The organism is Mesorhizobium sp. M00.F.Ca.ET.216.01.1.1, assembly GCF_004010325.2.
In the GTDB taxonomy this organism is placed as follows: Bacteria; Pseudomonadota; Alphaproteobacteria; order Rhizobiales; family Rhizobiaceae; genus Mesorhizobium.
Window position 1 is genome coordinate 453250 of the sequence record NZ_SADR02000001.1, and the last position, 16907, is coordinate 470156.

General features: G+C 62.9%; 17 protein-coding genes and 2 tRNA genes. 15 read left to right on the top strand and 4 right to left on the bottom strand.

The window, feature by feature from the left end; all coding sequences use genetic code 11:
- Window positions 1-77: 77 nt before the first annotated feature.
- The 14 genes from EN859_RS02310 (at window position 78) to EN859_RS02375 (ending at window position 14341) form a co-directional block, all read left to right on the top strand.
- A complete protein-coding gene (locus tag EN859_RS02310) occupies window positions 78-545 on the top strand; it encodes a peroxiredoxin (protein WP_127852210.1) in 468 nt (155 codons plus the stop codon).
- Between the two features lie 184 nt (window positions 546-729).
- Complete coding sequence (locus EN859_RS02315; protein WP_127852211.1) at window positions 730-2067, top strand: peptidoglycan DD-metalloendopeptidase family protein; 1338 nt, start codon at window positions 730-732, stop codon at window positions 2065-2067.
- A 117-nt stretch (window positions 2068-2184) separates the two neighbouring features.
- Window positions 2185-3351 carry an ROK family transcriptional regulator gene (locus EN859_RS02320; protein ID WP_127852212.1) on the top strand — a complete coding sequence of 389 codons (1167 nt, stop codon included), beginning with the start codon at window positions 2185-2187 and terminating at the stop codon, window positions 3349-3351.
- A complete protein-coding gene (locus EN859_RS02325) occupies window positions 3348-4112 on the top strand; it encodes an ATP-binding cassette domain-containing protein (RefSeq protein ID WP_127852213.1) in 765 nt (254 codons plus the stop codon). The genes EN859_RS02320 and EN859_RS02325 overlap by 4 nt, the downstream gene beginning before the upstream one ends.
- Before the next feature lie 39 nt (window positions 4113-4151).
- Entirely contained in the window at window positions 4152-5192 is a 1041-nt protein-coding gene (locus EN859_RS02330) for a sugar ABC transporter substrate-binding protein (RefSeq protein WP_127852214.1), read from the top strand.
- A gap of 163 nt (window positions 5193-5355) precedes the next feature.
- Window positions 5356-6351 carry an ABC transporter permease gene (locus EN859_RS02335; RefSeq protein ID WP_127852215.1) on the top strand — a complete coding sequence of 332 codons (996 nt, stop codon included), beginning with the start codon at window positions 5356-5358 and terminating at the stop codon, window positions 6349-6351.
- Window positions 6348-7118, top strand: coding sequence for an SDR family oxidoreductase (locus tag EN859_RS02340; protein ID WP_127852216.1), 771 nt, complete (start codon window positions 6348-6350; stop codon window positions 7116-7118). Before EN859_RS02335 ends, EN859_RS02340 begins: the two co-directional genes overlap by 4 nt.
- A 139-nt stretch (window positions 7119-7257) precedes the next feature.
- A complete protein-coding gene (locus EN859_RS02345) occupies window positions 7258-8796 on the top strand; it encodes an acid phosphatase (RefSeq protein WP_127852217.1) in 1539 nt (512 codons plus the stop codon).
- Between the two features lie 285 nt (window positions 8797-9081).
- Window positions 9082-10518 carry an FAD-binding oxidoreductase gene (locus EN859_RS02350; RefSeq protein WP_127852313.1) on the top strand — a complete coding sequence of 479 codons (1437 nt, stop codon included), beginning with the start codon at window positions 9082-9084 and terminating at the stop codon, window positions 10516-10518.
- Window positions 10515-11258 (top strand): FadR/GntR family transcriptional regulator, encoded by a 744-nt coding sequence (locus EN859_RS02355; RefSeq protein ID WP_127852218.1) that lies wholly within the window; start codon window positions 10515-10517, stop codon window positions 11256-11258. The genes EN859_RS02350 and EN859_RS02355 overlap by 4 nt, the downstream gene beginning before the upstream one ends.
- A 2-nt stretch (window positions 11259-11260) precedes the next feature.
- Entirely contained in the window at window positions 11261-11698 is a 438-nt protein-coding gene (locus tag EN859_RS02360) for a VOC family protein (RefSeq protein ID WP_189501629.1), read from the top strand.
- 89 nt (window positions 11699-11787) lie between these two features.
- Window positions 11788-12816 carry an ABC transporter substrate-binding protein gene (locus tag EN859_RS02365; RefSeq protein WP_127852315.1) on the top strand — a complete coding sequence of 343 codons (1029 nt, stop codon included), beginning with the start codon at window positions 11788-11790 and terminating at the stop codon, window positions 12814-12816.
- Complete coding sequence (locus EN859_RS02370; RefSeq protein ID WP_127852219.1) at window positions 12816-13589, top strand: ABC transporter ATP-binding protein; 774 nt, start codon at window positions 12816-12818, stop codon at window positions 13587-13589. The genes EN859_RS02365 and EN859_RS02370 overlap by 1 nt, the downstream gene beginning before the upstream one ends.
- On the top strand, window positions 13586-14341 hold the full coding sequence (locus EN859_RS02375) for an ABC transporter permease (protein WP_127852220.1): 756 nt from the start codon (window positions 13586-13588) through the stop codon (window positions 14339-14341). The genes EN859_RS02370 and EN859_RS02375 overlap by 4 nt, the downstream gene beginning before the upstream one ends.
- 55 nt (window positions 14342-14396) lie before the next feature.
- Here EN859_RS02375 and EN859_RS02380 read toward each other — a convergent pair.
- Window positions 14397-14472, bottom strand: a tRNA-Val gene (locus tag EN859_RS02380).
- 216 nt (window positions 14473-14688) lie between these two features.
- Here EN859_RS02380 and EN859_RS02385 point away from each other — a divergent pair.
- Window positions 14689-14765: transfer RNA gene (locus tag EN859_RS02385), tRNA-Asp, on the top strand.
- A gap of 181 nt (window positions 14766-14946) precedes the next feature.
- Here EN859_RS02385 and EN859_RS02390 read toward each other — a convergent pair.
- From EN859_RS02390 to EN859_RS02400, 3 genes are all read right to left on the bottom strand, one after another.
- Window positions 14947-15198, bottom strand: a complete 252-nt coding sequence (locus tag EN859_RS02390; RefSeq protein ID WP_245525447.1) for a hypothetical protein — start codon at window positions 15196-15198, stop codon at window positions 14947-14949.
- A 317-nt stretch (window positions 15199-15515) separates the two neighbouring features.
- The gene (gene rbsK / locus EN859_RS02395) at window positions 15516-16442 is read right to left on the bottom strand and encodes a ribokinase (protein WP_127852222.1); all 927 of its coding nucleotides are present in this window, start codon (window positions 16440-16442) and stop codon (window positions 15516-15518) included.
- A 4-nt stretch (window positions 16443-16446) separates the two neighbouring features.
- Entirely contained in the window at window positions 16447-16899 is a 453-nt protein-coding gene (locus tag EN859_RS02400) for an RbsD/FucU family protein (RefSeq protein ID WP_127852223.1), read from the bottom strand.
- Window positions 16900-16907: the final 8 nt, after the last annotated feature.

Consider the following 16907-nt stretch of genomic DNA (forward strand, 5'->3'; position numbering starts at 1 on the left):
AACTCTATCGTGGACGAATCCCCGCTCGACACTATATCGATGCAGCTTCGCGCGTAACCTCAAACAAGGGCATCGATATGGCTGATCTCGACGTTGGCGAGCCTGCGCCGCAATTCGACCTTCCGCGCGACGGCGGCGGGTCGCTCAGACTCGCCGCATTCCTGGGAAAGCCGATCGTACTTTATTTCTACCCGCAAGACGACACCACAAGCTGCACCACCGAGGCGATCAGCTTTTCGCAGTTGAAGCCGGAATTCGAGAAGGCCGGCGCCGTTGTGATCGGACTCTCGCCGGATAGCGTCAGGAAACACGACAAATTCAAGGCGAAATACGATCTCACGGTCGACCTCGTCGCCGACGAGGAGCGCAAGGTGATCGAGGCCTATCGTCTTTGGGTCGAGAAGACGATGTATGGCCGCAAGTATATGGGCGTCGAGCGCGCGACATTCCTGATCGGGCGGGACGGACGGATCGCCAGGATCTGGCGGCAGGTCCGGGTCAAGGGCCATGCCGAAGAGGTGCTGGAAGCCGTGCGCGCGCTTTGACGATGGCGCCGGCGGCTGCCTGAACTCCCTCGCGAGGCGTCAAAATCCACGCCGCTCGTTCGCTTCTCATCCCAAATTCTGCTGCAACCCGTGGGTGTGGGCGATTGCGGCAAAGAAACCGGCCGTTAACCTTAATGATGTGTAATCAGGCTGGTCGTTGGTGTCGTAACGAAAGCTTGGTCCCGTGAACGTAACCGGTCAGTCAGCGGTCTTCGGCAGGCGCAAGGAGCCCCATACGGTCATCATCGCCCGGGGCAACGAAATAAGGCACTTCACCATCCGCCCCTGGGTTGCCGCCTTTGTCGGCTCGGCGCTGGCAGCGGTCGCCATAGGCTACCTGCTGGCAACCTCCTACCTCGTGCTGCGCGACGACCTGATCGGCGCCACGACGGCGCGGCAGGCACGCATGCAGCAGGCCTATGAGGATCGCATCTCGGCACTTCGCGCCCAGGTCGACCGCATCACCAGCCGCCAGCTTCTCGACCAGCAGCTCATGGAAACCAAGGTGAGTGAGCTTTTGGAACGGCAAAGCCAGCTCAGCCAGCGTCATGGCCGCCTCAGCCCGATCCTCGAACGCGCCGAAAGCGAAGTCGGAACCGAGCCAGCCCTGGGGGACGCCGCACCCGCAAAGCCGGACGAACATGCCGACGCGACCGGCAGCATCGCCCAGCCGATGGCCTATTCGGTTGCCGGTCTTGGCGCCAGCCTTGGCTCCAATCTTGGTGCCAGCAGCCTTGGCACCAGCAGCGTTGGCGACGGCGATACCAGGCCGTTCTCGCTATGGTCGACTCGCTCCGATCCGCTGCCAAGCGAGACGGCGGCCGACCGCGCCGACAGGCTGTTCGTGTCGATCAATGAATCGCTCAAGGCCATAGAGAGCCAGCAGCTGACCCGCATCGCCACGCTTGCCGACAACGCCTACAAGAGCGCCGATGCGATCTCGCAGGCGCTCGAGACGGCCGGCCTGCCGGTCGACAGCGATTTCGGCAAGAGTGATGTCGGCGGCCCGCTGATACCGCTCGACAGCTCGATGATCTTCGATAGCAAGGTCAAGGAACTCGACGAGGCGCTGGATGCGCTCGACCACCTGAAAAAGGAGGCGCGGCGGCTGCCGCTTGCCAATCCCGCTCCCGGCCACTCCGTCACCAGCCCGTTCGGCGTGCGCACCGATCCTCTCCTCGGCACCGCCGCGCTGCATTCGGGAATGGATTTCCGGGCGCCCGTCGGCATGCCCGCCAAGGTCACCGCGCCGGGCATCGTCGTCAAGGCAGGGTGGAACGGCGGTTACGGCCGCATGGTCGAGGTCGACCATGGCAACGGCTTTGCCACGCGCTATGGGCATCTTAGCGAAATCGACGTCAATGTCGGCCAGAAGCTCGCGGCCGGCGACATCATCGGCAAGACCGGCAGCAGCGGCCGCTCGACCGGCCCGCATTTGCACTATGAGGTCCGCCACAATGGCGAAGCGATCGACCCGCTGCGCTTCCTGACGGTCGGCAAGAAGGTCGCGCCGTATCTTTGATCCAATTTCCTGGTGGTTGCAGCCTAGCGTAACCGTGAAAGCGCGAAATTATTTTTGAATTCCATTTGACTGAATAAATCTTCGATGCCAACTTAGCCTCTCTTGAGGGCGTAAGGCATGGCACTGCGCGGGACCAATCAGGAGTTCGGGCGGCCGTACAACAGGCGCATCGTGCTCGAGTCCATCCGTCTTCATGGCCCCATTGCCCGCGGCGACATTGCGAGGCGGGTCGGACTCACCGTACAGACCGTATCGACCATCGTTCGCGAACTGGAAGAGCACGGCTACGTTCTGTCGCTGCGCGAAGAGCCGCGGGGACGAGGGCTTCCTCCGGCAACCCTGCGGATCAATCCTGAGGGCGGCTATGCCGTCGGCATCCACGTCACCCCGCTGGGAATCGATGCCGCTCTGATCAATCTGAGCGGCGACGTCATCGAGAGCACGCACCGGGAAGCCCCGCATGCGACGCCCGACCATGCCTTCGAGCTGATCGGCGCGATGGTGCATGAATTGACTGGGCTGCGGCCCGGAGGCCGCGTTCTCGGCATCGGCATGGCGCTGCCCGGCCCGTTCGGGGTCGAGTCCATGAGCTTTGTCGGTCCGACGACCATGAGCGGCTGGAAGGACGTGGCGCTGCGGGAACGGCTGGCGGCCTCAACGGGGCTTCCGGCCTTTTTCGAGAACGACATGGCGGCCGCTGCCATGGGGGAGCGCCTTTACGGCCTTGGGGCCGGATATTCCGAATATTACTACCTCTACTTCGGTGTCGGCCTTGGCGGTACCATGGTGCACGACGGCAGCGCGTTGCGCGGTGCCTGGGGAAACGCCGGCGAGATTGGGCATATTCCTGCCGTGCCCGGCGGCGAGCCTTGCCCCTGCGGCAATCGCGGCTGCCTCGAAAGATACCTCTCGCTCGAAGCTCTCCGGCGCCGCAACGTCAGCGACGCCGATTGGGTGGCCGAAGTCGGCCCCATCTTCCACAATGCCATCGCCATCATCGAAAATCTGTTCGATCCTGAAACCATCATTCTCGGCGGCCTGGCGTCCACCGAATTGCTTGAACGGTTGGCCGGTTCGGCTGCCGGCCTGCACAACTCGGTCTCGGCACGAAGAGACCGCACGACGCCCCGCATCACCGTCGCGCGTGGCGGGCAACATGCGGTGTTGCGCGGCGCCGCAGCACTTGCCGTTTCCGGCGTGCTTTCGCCGCGCTTCGGCCAGATATTCACGTCCGAGCGCGAACGCGGGCGTGACCTCCTGAAAGGCCGGGAGATCGCAGCATGACCGAACCCCTGCTGGTGCTCGACAACATCGCCAAGAACTACGGCGCGATCGAAGCGCTCAAGGGCGTCAGTTTCTCGATCGACCGGGGCGAGGTGGTGGCGCTTCTGGGTGACAACGGCGCCGGCAAATCCACGCTGGTCAACATTATCGCGGGCGGACTGGAGCCGACCTCCGGCCGGATGCTGTTCGAAGGCAAGGAATTCCTGGCCAAGACTCCCGCCGAAGCCAAGGCCGCCGGGATCGAAACCGTCTACCAGGATCTCTCGCTCTGCACCAATGTCGACGTGGTGGCCAATTTCTTCATGGGCCGCGAGATCACCAGGAAGGTTCTCGGCGTTCCCGTGCTTGACGAGCGCGCCATGGAGCAAGTGGTCGAAAGGGCGCTCGCCAGCGCCGGCACTCGCATCCCTTCGCTGCGCACCAATGTCGAGCACCTTTCGGGCGGTCAGCGGCAGGCCATCGAGCTCAACCGTTTCGTGCACTGGGGCGGCAAGCTGGTTCTTCTCGACGAGCCGTTCGCCGCGCTCGGCGTCGAGCAGACGCGGCGCGGCCTCGACATGATCCGCCAGGTGGCGAGCCAGGGCATCGGCGTCATCGTCATCACCCACATCATGCAGCAGGCCTTCCAGGTAGCCGACCGGATCGTGGTGATCCGGCAAGGCGTAGTGGCGGGCGATATCGCACGCAGCAAAACCAGTCCCGACGCGGTGGTCAAGATGATCACCGGCGAGACGCTTGTCGGTGCCGGACCGGCAGGCTGAGGGACACAAGAGGGGTCCGGCGCAACAGGAGCGAACGACATGAAACGAATACTTCTTTCTGTCTTCGGTATCCTGGCACTGGCCGTTGCCATGCTCACGCCGGCATTCGCCCAGTCCAAGGGCACCGTCTATTATTTGGTGCCGACATTGCTCGATGAGTTCCAGACCGGCTCGGTGAGTGCTCTGGGACAGTTCCTGAAGCAGGTCGGCTATGAGATGAAGACGCTGAACGCCGACAACAAGACCGACGCCCAGCAATCGCAGATGAACGATGTCATCGCGCTGAAGCCGACGGCGATCATTCTCGCCGCGGTCGATTTCAATGCACTGAAGCCTTCGATCGAGTCCGCCCGCGCCGCCGGCATCCCGGTGGTCGAGTTCGACCGCCAGATCACCTCGACCCCCTCCGATTTCACCTCGGTGGCGGGAACCGTCGAGATCGGCCACATAGCCGCCGAACAGGCCGAGAAGCTTTTGAAAACGAAGAACGGATCGGTGAAAGGCAAGATCCTCCAGGTGCTCGGCGATCCTGGCGACCCCTACACGCTCGATATCCAGAAGGGTTTCGAGGAGAAGATGAAGGCGTTCCCGGACGTCAAGATCATCTCGCTTCCAGCCATGCAGTGGGCGGCGGATGCCGCCGGGACCATCGTCAACGACCAGATACTTGCCAATCCGGATATCGACCTCATCTTCAGCCATGCCGCTCACCTCTCGGTCGCCGCCGTCGCCTCGCTCGAGGCCGCCGGCAAGAAGCCGGGCGACGTCATGCTGATGAGCTCGAACGGTGCTCCGGTCGGTCTCGACCTGATCCGCAAGGGCTGGCTCAACGTCGAAGTCGAGCAACCGCTCTACGCACAGGCGGCCGCCGTCGCCATGTTCATGGACAAGGTCGCCAACAAGCGGGAAATCAAGCCTGGCGAATACGATGTGCTCGGCCTCAAATCGACTGTGACCAAGGAAGCCTGGGGACCCAACATCAAGATTCCTGGCGCCGCGATCACCAAGGAAAATGTCGACAACCCTGCCTTCTGGGGCAACCAGAAGCCACCGACGGAAACGGTGAAGTCCGTCGAATAGCAGGAGCCGTGTGAATGCTCCGGGCCACACCGGCCCGGAGCCTGTTCTCTGCAGCGCCGCGCATCCGAACGGACGCGCAAGGACGGTAGCAATTTTTAATCCGCGCAATTCCTTTCCGAAAATCGATTTGATTTTCGGGGTCATGCGCCAACCGGATCAACACATGAACCCTCGCACACGCCACGCCCTCGAGTTCATCCTCGACAACCTCGTTTGGTTCATGCTGATCTTCGTGCTGCTGGTCTTCTCGGCGGTCATCCCGAACTATTTGCAGCTCGGCATATTCGCCAACATCATCGAGGCTTCGAGCGTGCTCGGCGTCATGTCGATCGGCCTGGCGCTGGTCATCATCGCCGGCCACATGGATCTGTCGGTCGAATCCGTGGCGGCGCTCAGCGCCATGGCGGTCGGCATCCTTTTCTGCTCGTCAGGCATCGGCATTGGTGTGCAACTCCATCCCGAGTGGCTGATGGTTCCGGCCTCGCTGCTGCTCGCCCTTGCCGTCGGCGGCATCATCGGCGCGCTCAACGGTTTTCTGGTCGTGAAGGTGCGGATGAGCGCCTTCATCATCACGCTCGCGTCCTACATCTGGGTGCGCGGCCTGGTGCTCGTCATTTCGGGCGGCCGCTCGGCACAGGATCTCGCCCCGGCAATTCGCTGGTTCGCCATTCAGCGCCTCGCCGGCCTGCCGCTCACCGCCTGGATCGCCATTGCATGTTTCGTCGTCTTCTCGCTGATCATGGCCAAGACACCCTTTGGCAGGCACCTCGTCATGATCGGCGGCAACGAGACCGCAACCTTCCGCGCCGGCATCCGCGTCAACCGCAACCTGGTCATTGCCTTCGTCCTTGCCGGAGCCATTGCCGGCCTTGCCGGCTGGCTGCTGGCGATCCGCACCTCCGGCGCCACCGCCAATCTCGGCGTCGGCCTGCTTTTCAACGCCTTCGCCGCCGTCGTGATCGGCGGCGTCAGCCTGAAAGGCGGCGTCGGCACCCTGCCCGGCGTCTATGCCGGCGTGCTGCTGCTGTCGGCCATCAACACGGCAATCAACCTCATGGGCCTTCCGGCCAATTTCACCCAAGTAATCCACGGCCTGCTGGTGCTTGCCGCCGTGCTGCTCGATGCATTCAAGCAAACCATTCGCCAGAGGCTCGCATGACCGGCCGGCTCCAAGACAAGGTTGCGCTGATCGTCGGCGGCGCGCGCGGCATCGGCAAGGGCATCGCACAACGCTTTGCCGAAGAGGGCGCGAGGCTTGTGCTCGCCGATACCGAGGTCGAGGCCGGGCAGGCAAGCGCCGATGAACTCGGTGCTCGCTTCATCAGCACCGATATCTCGCAAATGACTGACGCCGAGGCTGCGGTCGCTCTCGCGCTGGAGCATCACGGCCGCCTCGACATCATCGTCCAGAATGCCGGCATCTATCCCTGGCAGCTCATCGAGAACACCAGCCCGCAGGATTGGGATCGCGTCATGGCGGTCAATTTGCGCGGCAGCTTCAATGCCGCCCGCGCCGCAGTGGTGCCGATGAAGGCACAGCGTTACGGCCGCATGCTGTTCACCTCGTCCATCACCGGCCCGCATGTCAGCAGCCCCGGTCACGGCCACTACTCGGCCAGCAAGGCCGGCATCAACGGCTTCATCCGTTCCGCAGCGCTCGAGTTCTCTGGTTATGGCATCACCGTCAACGGCGTCGAGCCCGGCAATATCCTGACCGAAGCCATCCAGTTGCATCGCGGCCCGGTCTTTATCAAAAGCATGGAAGACGCCATACCGCTGGGGCGGCTCGGCAGCCCTCGCGACGTGGCCAATGCCTTCCTGTTCCTCGCCTCGGACGATGCGAGCTACATCACCGGGACAACCATAGTTGTCGACGGCGGACAGCTGCTGCCCGAGGGCAACGACTTCCGGCTGCTGCCGCCGTGATGGTAGGGCTTTCTCCTTTCGCTGTTGAGTAGTACGGGTTCGGCTAATTGCCTCGCTGTACGAGTCACAAAACTGACAAGGCGCCGCACTAGCGTTTCCGTGGTCCCCTCTAGCCACTCCCAAGCCATGAGGTCTTTTCATGACCAGGCTAAAACTCCTCATTTCCTTTTGTCTGGCCGGTTCAGCCCTGGCTTCATTCGCTGCGGCGGCCACCGCCGCGCCTGCCGGCTACGACAAGATCGACACGGTCGTCGTCATCTATGCCGAGAACCGCAGCTTCGATAACCTTTATGGCGGCTTTCCGGGCGCCAACGGCCTGTCGAACGTGACAGCCGACCAGATGCGGCAGCTCGACCGCGACGGCCGGCCGCTTGCCGAATTGCCGCCGGCCTGGGGCGGCCTGACCGGGAAGGGCGTGACGCCGCCGGTGACCGAAGCCCAGACGGCGCATCTGGCGAATGCGAGCTTCTCGATCGACGATCCGAACGGCTTCAACAAACCGGTCTCGATGATCACGCGCGATCTCTGGCACCGCTTCTATCAGGAGCAGATGCAGATCAATGGCGGCAGGAACGACAAGTTCGTTGCATGGGCTGATTCCGGCGGCTTCGTCATGGGCCATTATGACGGCTCCGTATTGCCGATGTGGACGGTGGCCAGGAAATATGTTCTCGCCGACAACTTCTTCCAGGGCGCCTTTGGTGGTTCATTCCTCAATCACTTCCAGCTCATCTGCGCTTGCACGCCGCGATATCCCAACGCCGACACCAGCCCGGCAAAAGGCCAGATCGCGGCCGTGGAACCCGGTGGCGTAACGCTGAAGGTGTCCGACAACTCTCCGGCATCGGCGCTTGCCGGCGCGCCGAAATTCGTCAATGACGGCGCCATCACGCCCGATTTCTATGTCGTCAACACGATGCAGCCGCCCTATCAGCCGAGCGCCAACAAGCCGGCCGAAGGCGGCGATCCGGCCTTGGCCGATCCGTCTGCGCCGAGCACGCTGCCGCCACAGCACGACATCACCATCGGCGACCTGCTGTCGCTGAAAGGCATCGACTGGGCTTGGTATGCCGGCGCATGGCAGGTGGCGCTTGATGGCAAGAACGCGATGCCGGTGCCGAACTTCCAGGCCCACCACCAGCCGTTCAATTATTTCGCCGCCTATGCGCCCGGCACTCCGACTCGTGCCGAACACCTCAGGGATGGCGGCATGGACGGCACGGCGTTTATTAGGGATATCGACGACGGCAAACTGCCTGCCGTCAGCTTCTACAAGCCGCAAGGCAATCTCAATGAGCACGGCGGATATGCCGATGTTGCGAGCGGCGACCAGCATCTCGCCGATGTCGTTTCCCACCTCGAGAAAAGCCCGCAGTGGAGCCATATGCTAGTCGTCGTCACCTATGATGAGAACGGCGGGTTCTGGGATCATGTCGCGCCGCCGAAAGCCGACCGCTGGGGGCCGGGCAATCGCGTGCCGACGCTGATCATCTCGCCTTTCGCCAAGATGGGAACGGTCGATCACACCCAGTACGATACCACCTCGGTCTTGCGTTTCATCACCGCGCGTTACGATCTGCCGGTTCTTCCCGGCCCGATTGCCCGCGACAAGGCGCTTCGCAACAACGACCAGCCGCCGATGGGTGACCTGACAGCCGCGCTTGATCTCAGTCGCTAGGACTTCGGCTCGAAATGCGTCACCGCGAATGCCATTGAAGCGCCCGAAAACTGTCGTTTGCGGGCGCTAGCTGGGTGCAGATTTAGCTGGGTGCGGACGCTAGCATCCGCCTGTTAGCCAGCGAGCAGACTTCCGCTGCGATAGCGGCACGTTCGAATGCCGTCGGGACCAAACTCCCTCACCGTTACATGATGATATCTGATCAGCCTGTGCTCCAAGCAGCCGGTCGTTGACGTCCAGTTGTAGGATGATATATATGACCCTATGTCTCAGTCGGGCCAAATGATGACCGTTCACGGTATTCCGTCAGAAGTTCTCGCTGCCCTTGCGGGTGCCGTCGGGCCAATGGGCGTGACGGTCGACGCCGCCGGCATGACGAAATATCTGGGGGACTGGTCCGGTGATCATCACGGCGGCGCCGTTGCCGTGCTGAAGCCGGCTTCGGTCACTGAGGTTCAGGCCGTCGTGAAGCTATGCGGCGCGCTCGGACTTAGGATTATCCCGCAAGGCGGCAACACCGGGCTGGTGGCGGGCGCGGTCGACATCGAGGCCCGCGGCGCGGTGGTCGTCAGCCTGGAGCGGTTGAATGCCATCCGTCTTGTCGACGCAGGCAATTTCATCCTGCAGGCTGACGCCGGTTGTATCCTGCAGCATATCAAGGATGCAGCCGAAGAGCAGGATTGCCTGTTTCCGCTGGCGCTCGGCGCCCAGGGGAGCTGCCAGATCGGCGGCAATGCAGCAAGCAACGCCGGCGGCGTCAACGTGCTGCGCTACGGCATGGCGCGCGATCTGATCCTCGGCCTTGAAGTCGTGCTTGCGGACGGCGAATTGTGGAACGGCCTCTCCGGCCTGCGCAAGGACAATTGCGGCTATGATCTGAAGCAGCTTTTCATAGGCAGCGAAGGAACGCTAGGCATCATTACCGGCGTCGAGGTCAAGCTGTTTCCGAAGCCTGCCCGGGTCGAGACCGCGTATCTTGGCGTTGCCTCATTCGAAGCGGCCGTCGCGCTGTTCCGGGAAGCTCGCCGGGGTTGTTCCGATCTGATATCGGCCTTCGAGATCATCGGCTCGGAATGCATCGATCTAGCGCGGCTGATCGACGCCAACATCGTTGCGCCGGTCGATGCTCCCGTTCACGTGTTGATCGAGCTGTCCTCCGGCGGCGCGGTCGATCTGCGCGCGATGCTGGTCGAATTCCTTGCCGACGCCATGGAGAAAGGCCTCATCACAGCTGCCCTGTTTGCCGAAAGTGGCGCGCAGGCCAAGGCCTTCTGGGCGATCCGCGAAGGGCTGGTCGAAGGCCAGGCAAAGCGAGGCTACCATGTGCGCACCGATCTTGCCGTGCGGATCTTGGACATCCCTGCCCTCATCGATCAGGCCCGCCGCTTCGTTGCGCTCGAACATCCGGGCTGGCTGCCGCAGGCCTACGGCCATGCCGGCGATGGCAACATCCATTTCAACGTCCTGCCGCCACTCGGCCTTGCGGAGCGCGATGCCCGTACTGCGGGCGCGGACATCACGGCCGGGCTCTACCAGATCGTCAACTCGCTGGGCGGCTCGATCAGCGCCGAGCACGGCATCGGTCGCACCCGCCATAGCGCTTTCTGGGCCGGATTGGCTCCGCCCCATCGCCGGCTGATTACCGCGCTGAAAAATGCGCTCGATCCCGCTGGGTTGATGAACCCCGGTTGCCTCTTTCCTTCGATGGAGACTTTTTCATGAAACAACGACTGGCTGCCATCGGCACCGTTGAAGCGCTGCCGCATCGCGTCGCCACCTTCCTCAGCCGCGAGATCGAGTCCGGGGAGCTCAATCCGGGCACGCGGCTGCCGACCGAGCAGCAGCTTTCGGAGAAATTCGGCGTCAGCCGCAATGTGGTGCGTGAGGCGATCGCACAGCTCAGAGCCGACGGCATGATCGAGGCGCGGCAAGGCATCGGCGCCTTTGTGCTGGCGCCAGAGCAGCGCGCATCGATCCGCATCGACGGCGAAGCGCTCAAGGAGATGCAGAACATGGAGCGGCTGTTCGAGCTGCGCTGCATCCTTGAAGCCGAGTCAGCCGCGCTTGCCGCCGAACGGCGCAACCAGGAGCACCTCGATGCAATCAAGGCTGCGCTCGACCGCATGAGCGGCGAGGAGCGCTGGGAAGAAGGCAGCATCGATGCTGACCTTTTGTTTCATCGCGAGATCGCGCGCGCCACCGGCAACAATTACATCCACACCTTCATTTCCTTCGTCTGCGAGCAAATCCGCCGCTCGATCCACTATGCCCGTCTCACCAACCCGCTGCACGACCTCGTGGAGATCAATGTCGGGGAGCATGTGTGCATCTACGAAGCACTGGTCGCCGGCAATCCGAAAACCGCCGAAGCGGCGATGCGCGCCCATATCATCGGCGCCGCCGACCGCGTCGGCGTCAAGCTGCCGGCCTCGCGCCCGAAACGCAGTGGCGAAGGGAAATAGCCATGCCGATCGGCGGTGTGAACCGGATTTCAGACGTCTGCCTGCTCGTCGAGGATATCCAGCGCACGGTGGATTTCTACGTCGAGAAACTCGGCTTCCGGCTACGCCGCCGTGCCGAAGGTTTTGCGGATTTCCATGGCGAGGGCGTCACACTCGCCGCGTGGGAGATTGATCACATCAACAGACACACCGGCGTGTCGAACCTGCGGTCGCCGCGCCACACACACAAGGTCTGCGTCGCGGTCAGGCTTGACGCACCCGGCGACATCGACCGGCTCCATAGCGAGCTGACGGCCAAGGGCGTGCCATTCCATGGCCTGCCCCAGGACTACGGCTGGAATGCGCGCTGCGCCTATTTCACCGACCCTGACGACACACTTTGGGAGCTATACGCCTGGCTCGACGGCGGCCCAGGCGACTACCACGACGAACAGCCGTAGACGAGCCGCGCCGGCGGGAGCGGCGCGGCCAAGAGACGAAACAAGTCTTGCAACAGGAGCGAAAAATGAGTGGGAACCAACAATACGACATGAACCGCCGCACCTTCGTAAAGACCGGTTTTTCCGGCCTGGTGGCCGCATCTTCCGGCATGCAGCTTTTGCTCACTCCAGGCGCCAAAGCGGCTGGAAAGGTCGTCATCCAGTATGACTGGCTGATGTCGAACGGGCAGATCGGTGACATCGCTGCCGTCGCCAATGGCTATTTCAGGGATGCCGGGCTCGAGGTGGAATTCAGTCCCGGCGGGCCCAATGCCTCGACGGTGCCGCCTGTCATCTCCGGCGCGGCGCAGCTCGGCCAATTCTCGGAAACGCCGCAGCTTTATGCCGCGCGGGCCAGCGGCGTACCGGTAAGGATCATCGCCTGCGGCTTTCGCACCGGCCCCTATGCGTTCACCTCGAAGGCCGCGAATCCGATCCGAGGCGTGTCGGACCTCAAGGGCAAGAAGATCGGCATTCAGCCGACGGCGCGTTTCGTTATCGACGAGATCCTTTCGAAGAACGGCATCGACCCCTCCGAGGTCACTGTCGTCAATGTCGGTTTCGACAAGGCGCCACTGGTGCGCGGCGACGTCGATGCCATCGGCGGCTGGATCACCAACACGCAGGCGCTGAGCGTCGTCGGAGATGACCGCATCGATCTTCTGGTACGCGATCTCGGGCTGAACTCTTACGCCGACGTCTACTTCGCCACCGACACGGCGATAGAGCAGGACCCGGACACGCTGGCGAAATTCATCGGCGCTGTCGCGAAGGGCTGGGGCTGGGTGCACGCCAATCCGCAGGAGGCGGTGAAGAAGATGGTCGCGGCCTATCCGGAAATGGATCTCGGCTGGGAACAGAAAACCGTCAATCTTGTGCTGAAGCTCTCCTTCGACGCGGCGACCGCCAAGGACGGATGGGGAACATTCGATCCAGCCTCCATCGAGGAGCAGTTGGCGCTGCTGGACAAGGTCGGCCAGTATCCGAACGGCCGGCCGGCGGCGGCGGACGTCTACACCGCCAAGATCCTCGAATTGTCGGCTGCCGACCGGCCCAAGCTCGACGCGCCCGCCGCTTGATGGCGAACGCGATCGAGGCCCGCAAGCTGGATGTCGGTTATGGCAGCCGACGGCAAGCGGTGAAAGTGCTCTCCGGCCTCGACCTCACGGTCCAGGCCGGCTCCTTTCTATCGATCCTCGGACCGTCGGGATGCGGCAAGTCGACCTTGCTTCGGGTGGTCGCCGACCTGCTCGAGCCGCTCGGCGGAACGATCAGCGTGCTTGGAGAGACGCCGCATGCGGTTCGTTCGCGCCGTGATGTCGGCTTCGTCTTCCAGGACTCGACACTGCTGCCCTGGCGCACGGTGCGCGACAACGTCCGCCTGCCGCTCGATGTCGGGCAAGGCCGGCTTACCCGAACAATCGACGACCGCACCGACCAGTTGCTGGCGCTGATGGGCCTTGCCGGCTTCGGCGAGCGTCTCCCGCACCAGCTGTCGGGTGGCCAGCGGCAGCGGGTGGCGATCGCCCGCGCCCTGCTTGGACAGCCCCAGCTACTGCTGATGGACGAACCTTTCGGCGCGCTGGACGAGATCACGCGCGACCGCCTCAACGACGAGCTTCTGGCCTTGTGGCGACGCTCGCGCGCGACAATCCTTTTCGTCACCCATTCGATCGCCGAAGCCGCCTATCTCGGCGAGCGGGTCATCGTTCTCGCCGCCAATCCGGGGCGCCTGGTCAAGGATATGGACATGCGGCCGTTCAAGCAGGAAGCAAACCGCTGCTCGCGCGAGGATCCGGCAATCATCTCCGCCATGGCTGAATTGCGCAGCGCGCTGGAGCAGGCCTCATGAGACAGGCACCTTTGCTGCCGGCACTGGCGATCGCCCTGCCCGTTTTCGGCGCCGCGTCGATCCTGCTCGCCTGGCAGTTCCTGCTGCCTTGGCTCGGCGTGCCGGCCTATATCGTGCCGACGCCGACGGCTATATTCGGCGTCTTCGAGAAGAACCTGGCGCTTCTGTTCGGCAATCTCAGGCCAACGCTGGTCGAGGCCTTGGCGGGGTTCGTCATCGGCAATCTTGCCGGCGTGCTGCTTGCGGTGCTGTTCGTGCACAGCCGCATGCTGCAAGCCGCCTATTTTCCGATCGTGCTGTTCTTCAACACGATCCCGGTGCTTGCGCTGTCGCCGATCATCATCCTGATCTTCGGTCTCGGCATGACACCGAAGATCGTCATCGCGGCAGTCATCTGCTTCTTCCCGACGCTGGTGAACATGATCCGCGGGCTGGATTCGGCAAGCGACAGCGAGCACGAGCTGTTTCGGGTGCTGTCGGCGACGCGCTGGGAGATATTCTGGAGCCTGCGTCTGCCAAGAGCCCTGCCAATGCTGTTTTCCTCCTTGAGGATCGCGTCCGCGACCGCCGTCATTGGCGCCATCGTCGGCGAGTGGATCGGCTCAGACAAGGGTCTCGGTGCGCTGATCATCCAGGCGACCTTCAACTACCAGTCGGACCGGCTTTATGCGGCGATCGTGCTGTCGTCGTCGTTGTCGATCGTGCTGTTTTGCGCGGTAGTCCTGCTGGAGCGGCGCGCCATCCGGTACTGAACAGGTGCCAATCCGATCGATCAGCCGAAGCATCCTGACGACACTGTGGGGAAACTGGTGGGCGATGACGGGCTCGAACCGCCGACATCTTCGGTGTAAACGAAGCGCTCTACCAACTGAGCTAATCGCCCGCTCCGGGCCGGACCTTTAAGCAGTTAAGGCAGGCTTCGCAAGGCCAAATGAGCAGGCAGGGTCCCGGCCATCAATGTTTTGGCTAGCAAAGGCCGCTTGTCAAAAAACCTTCTCCTGTTTGCTGTTATGCTGTCACGGCGCGCTTGACACCCAGTGGCGAACCCCTTATCCACCGCCCCAACGACAAACACGGCTGACACGTGTTCGTCTTGTGCGCGGGTGTAGCTCAGTCGGTTAGAGTGCCGGCCTGTCACGCCGGAGGTCGCGGGTTCGAGCCCCGTCACTCGCGCCATTTATTTCAAGGGCTTAGGCCCTGCTCTCAAAAAAGTTTCAACTTTCATTTTCCGGAGAGTTTCAACTTTTTCGTTGCGTTCCTGTCGGAGCAGCCCGCGCCCCTTGCAGCGGAAGCTCGATCATCAGCATTTCAGGCCAAAGCAACTGCTCAGGTGCTGGCCGCAAACGGCTCGAACCAGCTACCGCAGACGCGCTCGATGCCATCGCTGCCGAGATTTCCGCAAATCTCCACCAAGCGGCGGCGTGGAATTTGCCGATGCCTGGCTTGCCTCGGCGCCTCTCCATGCCCGACTGTGGATCAAGCTGACGACCAGACCGATATAGCCAACCTGAAGAATGATCATCGCGAGAATAGCCCAACCGAGCGCCGTCCAGACGGAACCGGTTTCTACTTCAGCCCTGATCGCCACGATGAACGACGTCGCGAACATGCCCACCAAAAATTGCCGAAAATACATAGTTGCCCAGCACCCAATGTTTGGCGATTTAGGCGTTCAAATCGGTCGTTAAAGAGCCCGTCGCCCCATTTGCGAAGCGGCGGGGCCCCCCAGATTGCCCCCGACTGCCGGTGATGGTCGACCCCGGCATTGCTGACAGTGCAATTGCGGTGCCAGACACAGTGATCCATTACGGGACACCTATGCCGATGGCGCAAGATGGGATTGCCGATTAATATTAACTGTTGCTAATGTGCAACCCGTGGTCGGAACGGACCAAATTGGAGAGCGCCGGTGAGGTTGCGCGAGCCTCACCCCCTAGCGAGCAGCGCTTCAACCTCTTGCAGCGTCGGCATTGACGGCGCGGTGCCGTGCCTGGTCACCGAAATGCCAGCGACGGCGCAGGCGAAGCGCACCGCCTGCAACGGTTCCACTCCTCTCGCCAAAGCCGCGGCCAGGCCGCCGTTGAAGGCATCGCCTGCGCCGGTGGTCTCGACCACCGGGCCGGCATTGACAGCATCGACATGGTCGGAGCGATCAGCCGTATGCAGGAGCGCACCCTTGTCGCCGAGCGTCACTATGACGGCGCTGACGCCCTTTTTGAGCAGACTGTCGGCGGCGCGGCGGGCATCGTCGATCGACGAAACCTTGATGCCGGTCAGTTCCTCTGCCTCGGTCTCGTTGGGCGTGACAAAGTCGCAGAGCGTGTAGATGCGGGCAGGCAGGCTTGCCGCCGGGGCCGGGTTGAGGATAGTCGTGACCCCTGCCCCGCGCGCAATCTCGAGCGCCCGCAGCGCCGCTTCGATCGGCTGTTCGAGCTGGGTGACGAAGACGCCGGCCGAGCGGATCAGCCCGGCATGGGCGTCGATATCGGCAGGCGAAATCAGCATGGCGGCACCGGGGCTGACGATGATGGCGTTGTTGCCGCTCGTCTCCTCGACGAAGATGTAGGCCGCACCGGTGTAACTCTCAGGCGTATCGATAACGGCGCTCTTCACGCCGGCCTGTGTCCAGGTCTGCCTGGCCATGTCGGCAAAGGGGTCGACGCCAAGCCGCGTCAGGAAGGTGATGTCGGCCCCAAGCCGGCCGGCCGCCACCGCCTGGTTGGAACCCTTGCCGCCCGGGCCAAGGGTGAAGGATGTGCCAAGCAGCGTCTCGCCCATGCGCGGCTGGCGGGCGGCGCGGTAGGCGGTGTCGGCGACGAAGACGCCGAGTATGACGACGGGCTTGCCTGGCATCTACCTACTCCGCGTCCGGCGGCACAACGCCCTTGCGGAAGGCAAAGCAGCCGTAGAAGCGGCGCTCGCCGGTCTGGATGACGCAATAGGCCTTCTTGGCGCGTTCGTAGAATGCATAGCGCTCGACAGAAATCATCGGCCATGGCTTGCCCTCCGCCGCATCGATCTCCTTTTGCACTTGCCTCTGCACGGGCGGGATCTCGTCCGGCTGCCCGACGATCTCCATGCGGGCGGCCGCGTCGTCAACGAAGCTGTCCAGCGGATAGAGCGACAGCACCGCCTTGACCACGTCCGCCGCCGGCGCATCTATGCGCAGCAGCCGGCCAAGCACGGTCTGGCGCGCCACCGAATCGGAGGGGAAATTGGTGTCGGCGATGATCAGGTCGTCGCCGTGCCCCATTGCCCGCAGCGCCTGAAGCACATCGGCATTGAGCAACGGGTTGATCCCTTTGAGCATGATGTTCC

Bases quoted from the DNA above. Each gene is read 5' to 3' on its own strand.
- EN859_RS02345 (WP_127852217.1), top strand. From the start codon at position 7,258: ATGACCAGGCTAAAACTCCTCATTTCCTTTTGTCTGGCCGGTTCAGCC.
- EN859_RS02400 (WP_127852223.1), bottom strand. From the start codon at position 16,899: ATGCTCAAAGGGATCAACCCGTTGCTCAATGCCGATGTGCTTCAGGCG.
- EN859_RS02355 (WP_127852218.1), top strand. From the start codon at position 10,515: ATGAAACAACGACTGGCTGCCATCGGCACCGTTGAAGCGCTGCCGCAT.
- EN859_RS02335 (WP_127852215.1), top strand. From the start codon at position 5,356: ATGAACCCTCGCACACGCCACGCCCTCGAGTTCATCCTCGACAACCTC.
- EN859_RS02340 (WP_127852216.1), top strand. From the start codon at position 6,348: ATGACCGGCCGGCTCCAAGACAAGGTTGCGCTGATCGTCGGCGGCGCG.
- EN859_RS02375 (WP_127852220.1), top strand. From the start codon at position 13,586: ATGAGACAGGCACCTTTGCTGCCGGCACTGGCGATCGCCCTGCCCGTT.
- EN859_RS02390 (WP_245525447.1), bottom strand. From the start codon at position 15,198: ATGTTCGCGACGTCGTTCATCGTGGCGATCAGGGCTGAAGTAGAAACC.
- EN859_RS02310 (WP_127852210.1), top strand. From the start codon at position 78: ATGGCTGATCTCGACGTTGGCGAGCCTGCGCCGCAATTCGACCTTCCG.
- EN859_RS02325 (WP_127852213.1), top strand. From the start codon at position 3,348: ATGACCGAACCCCTGCTGGTGCTCGACAACATCGCCAAGAACTACGGC.
- EN859_RS02350 (WP_127852313.1), top strand. From the start codon at position 9,082: ATGACCGTTCACGGTATTCCGTCAGAAGTTCTCGCTGCCCTTGCGGGT.
- EN859_RS02365 (WP_127852315.1), top strand. From the start codon at position 11,788: ATGAACCGCCGCACCTTCGTAAAGACCGGTTTTTCCGGCCTGGTGGCC.
- EN859_RS02330 (WP_127852214.1), top strand. From the start codon at position 4,152: ATGAAACGAATACTTCTTTCTGTCTTCGGTATCCTGGCACTGGCCGTT.
- rbsK (WP_127852222.1), bottom strand. From the start codon at position 16,442: ATGCCAGGCAAGCCCGTCGTCATACTCGGCGTCTTCGTCGCCGACACC.
- EN859_RS02370 (WP_127852219.1), top strand. From the start codon at position 12,816: ATGGCGAACGCGATCGAGGCCCGCAAGCTGGATGTCGGTTATGGCAGC.
- EN859_RS02360 (WP_189501629.1), top strand. From the start codon at position 11,261: ATGCCGATCGGCGGTGTGAACCGGATTTCAGACGTCTGCCTGCTCGTC.
- EN859_RS02320 (WP_127852212.1), top strand. From the start codon at position 2,185: ATGGCACTGCGCGGGACCAATCAGGAGTTCGGGCGGCCGTACAACAGG.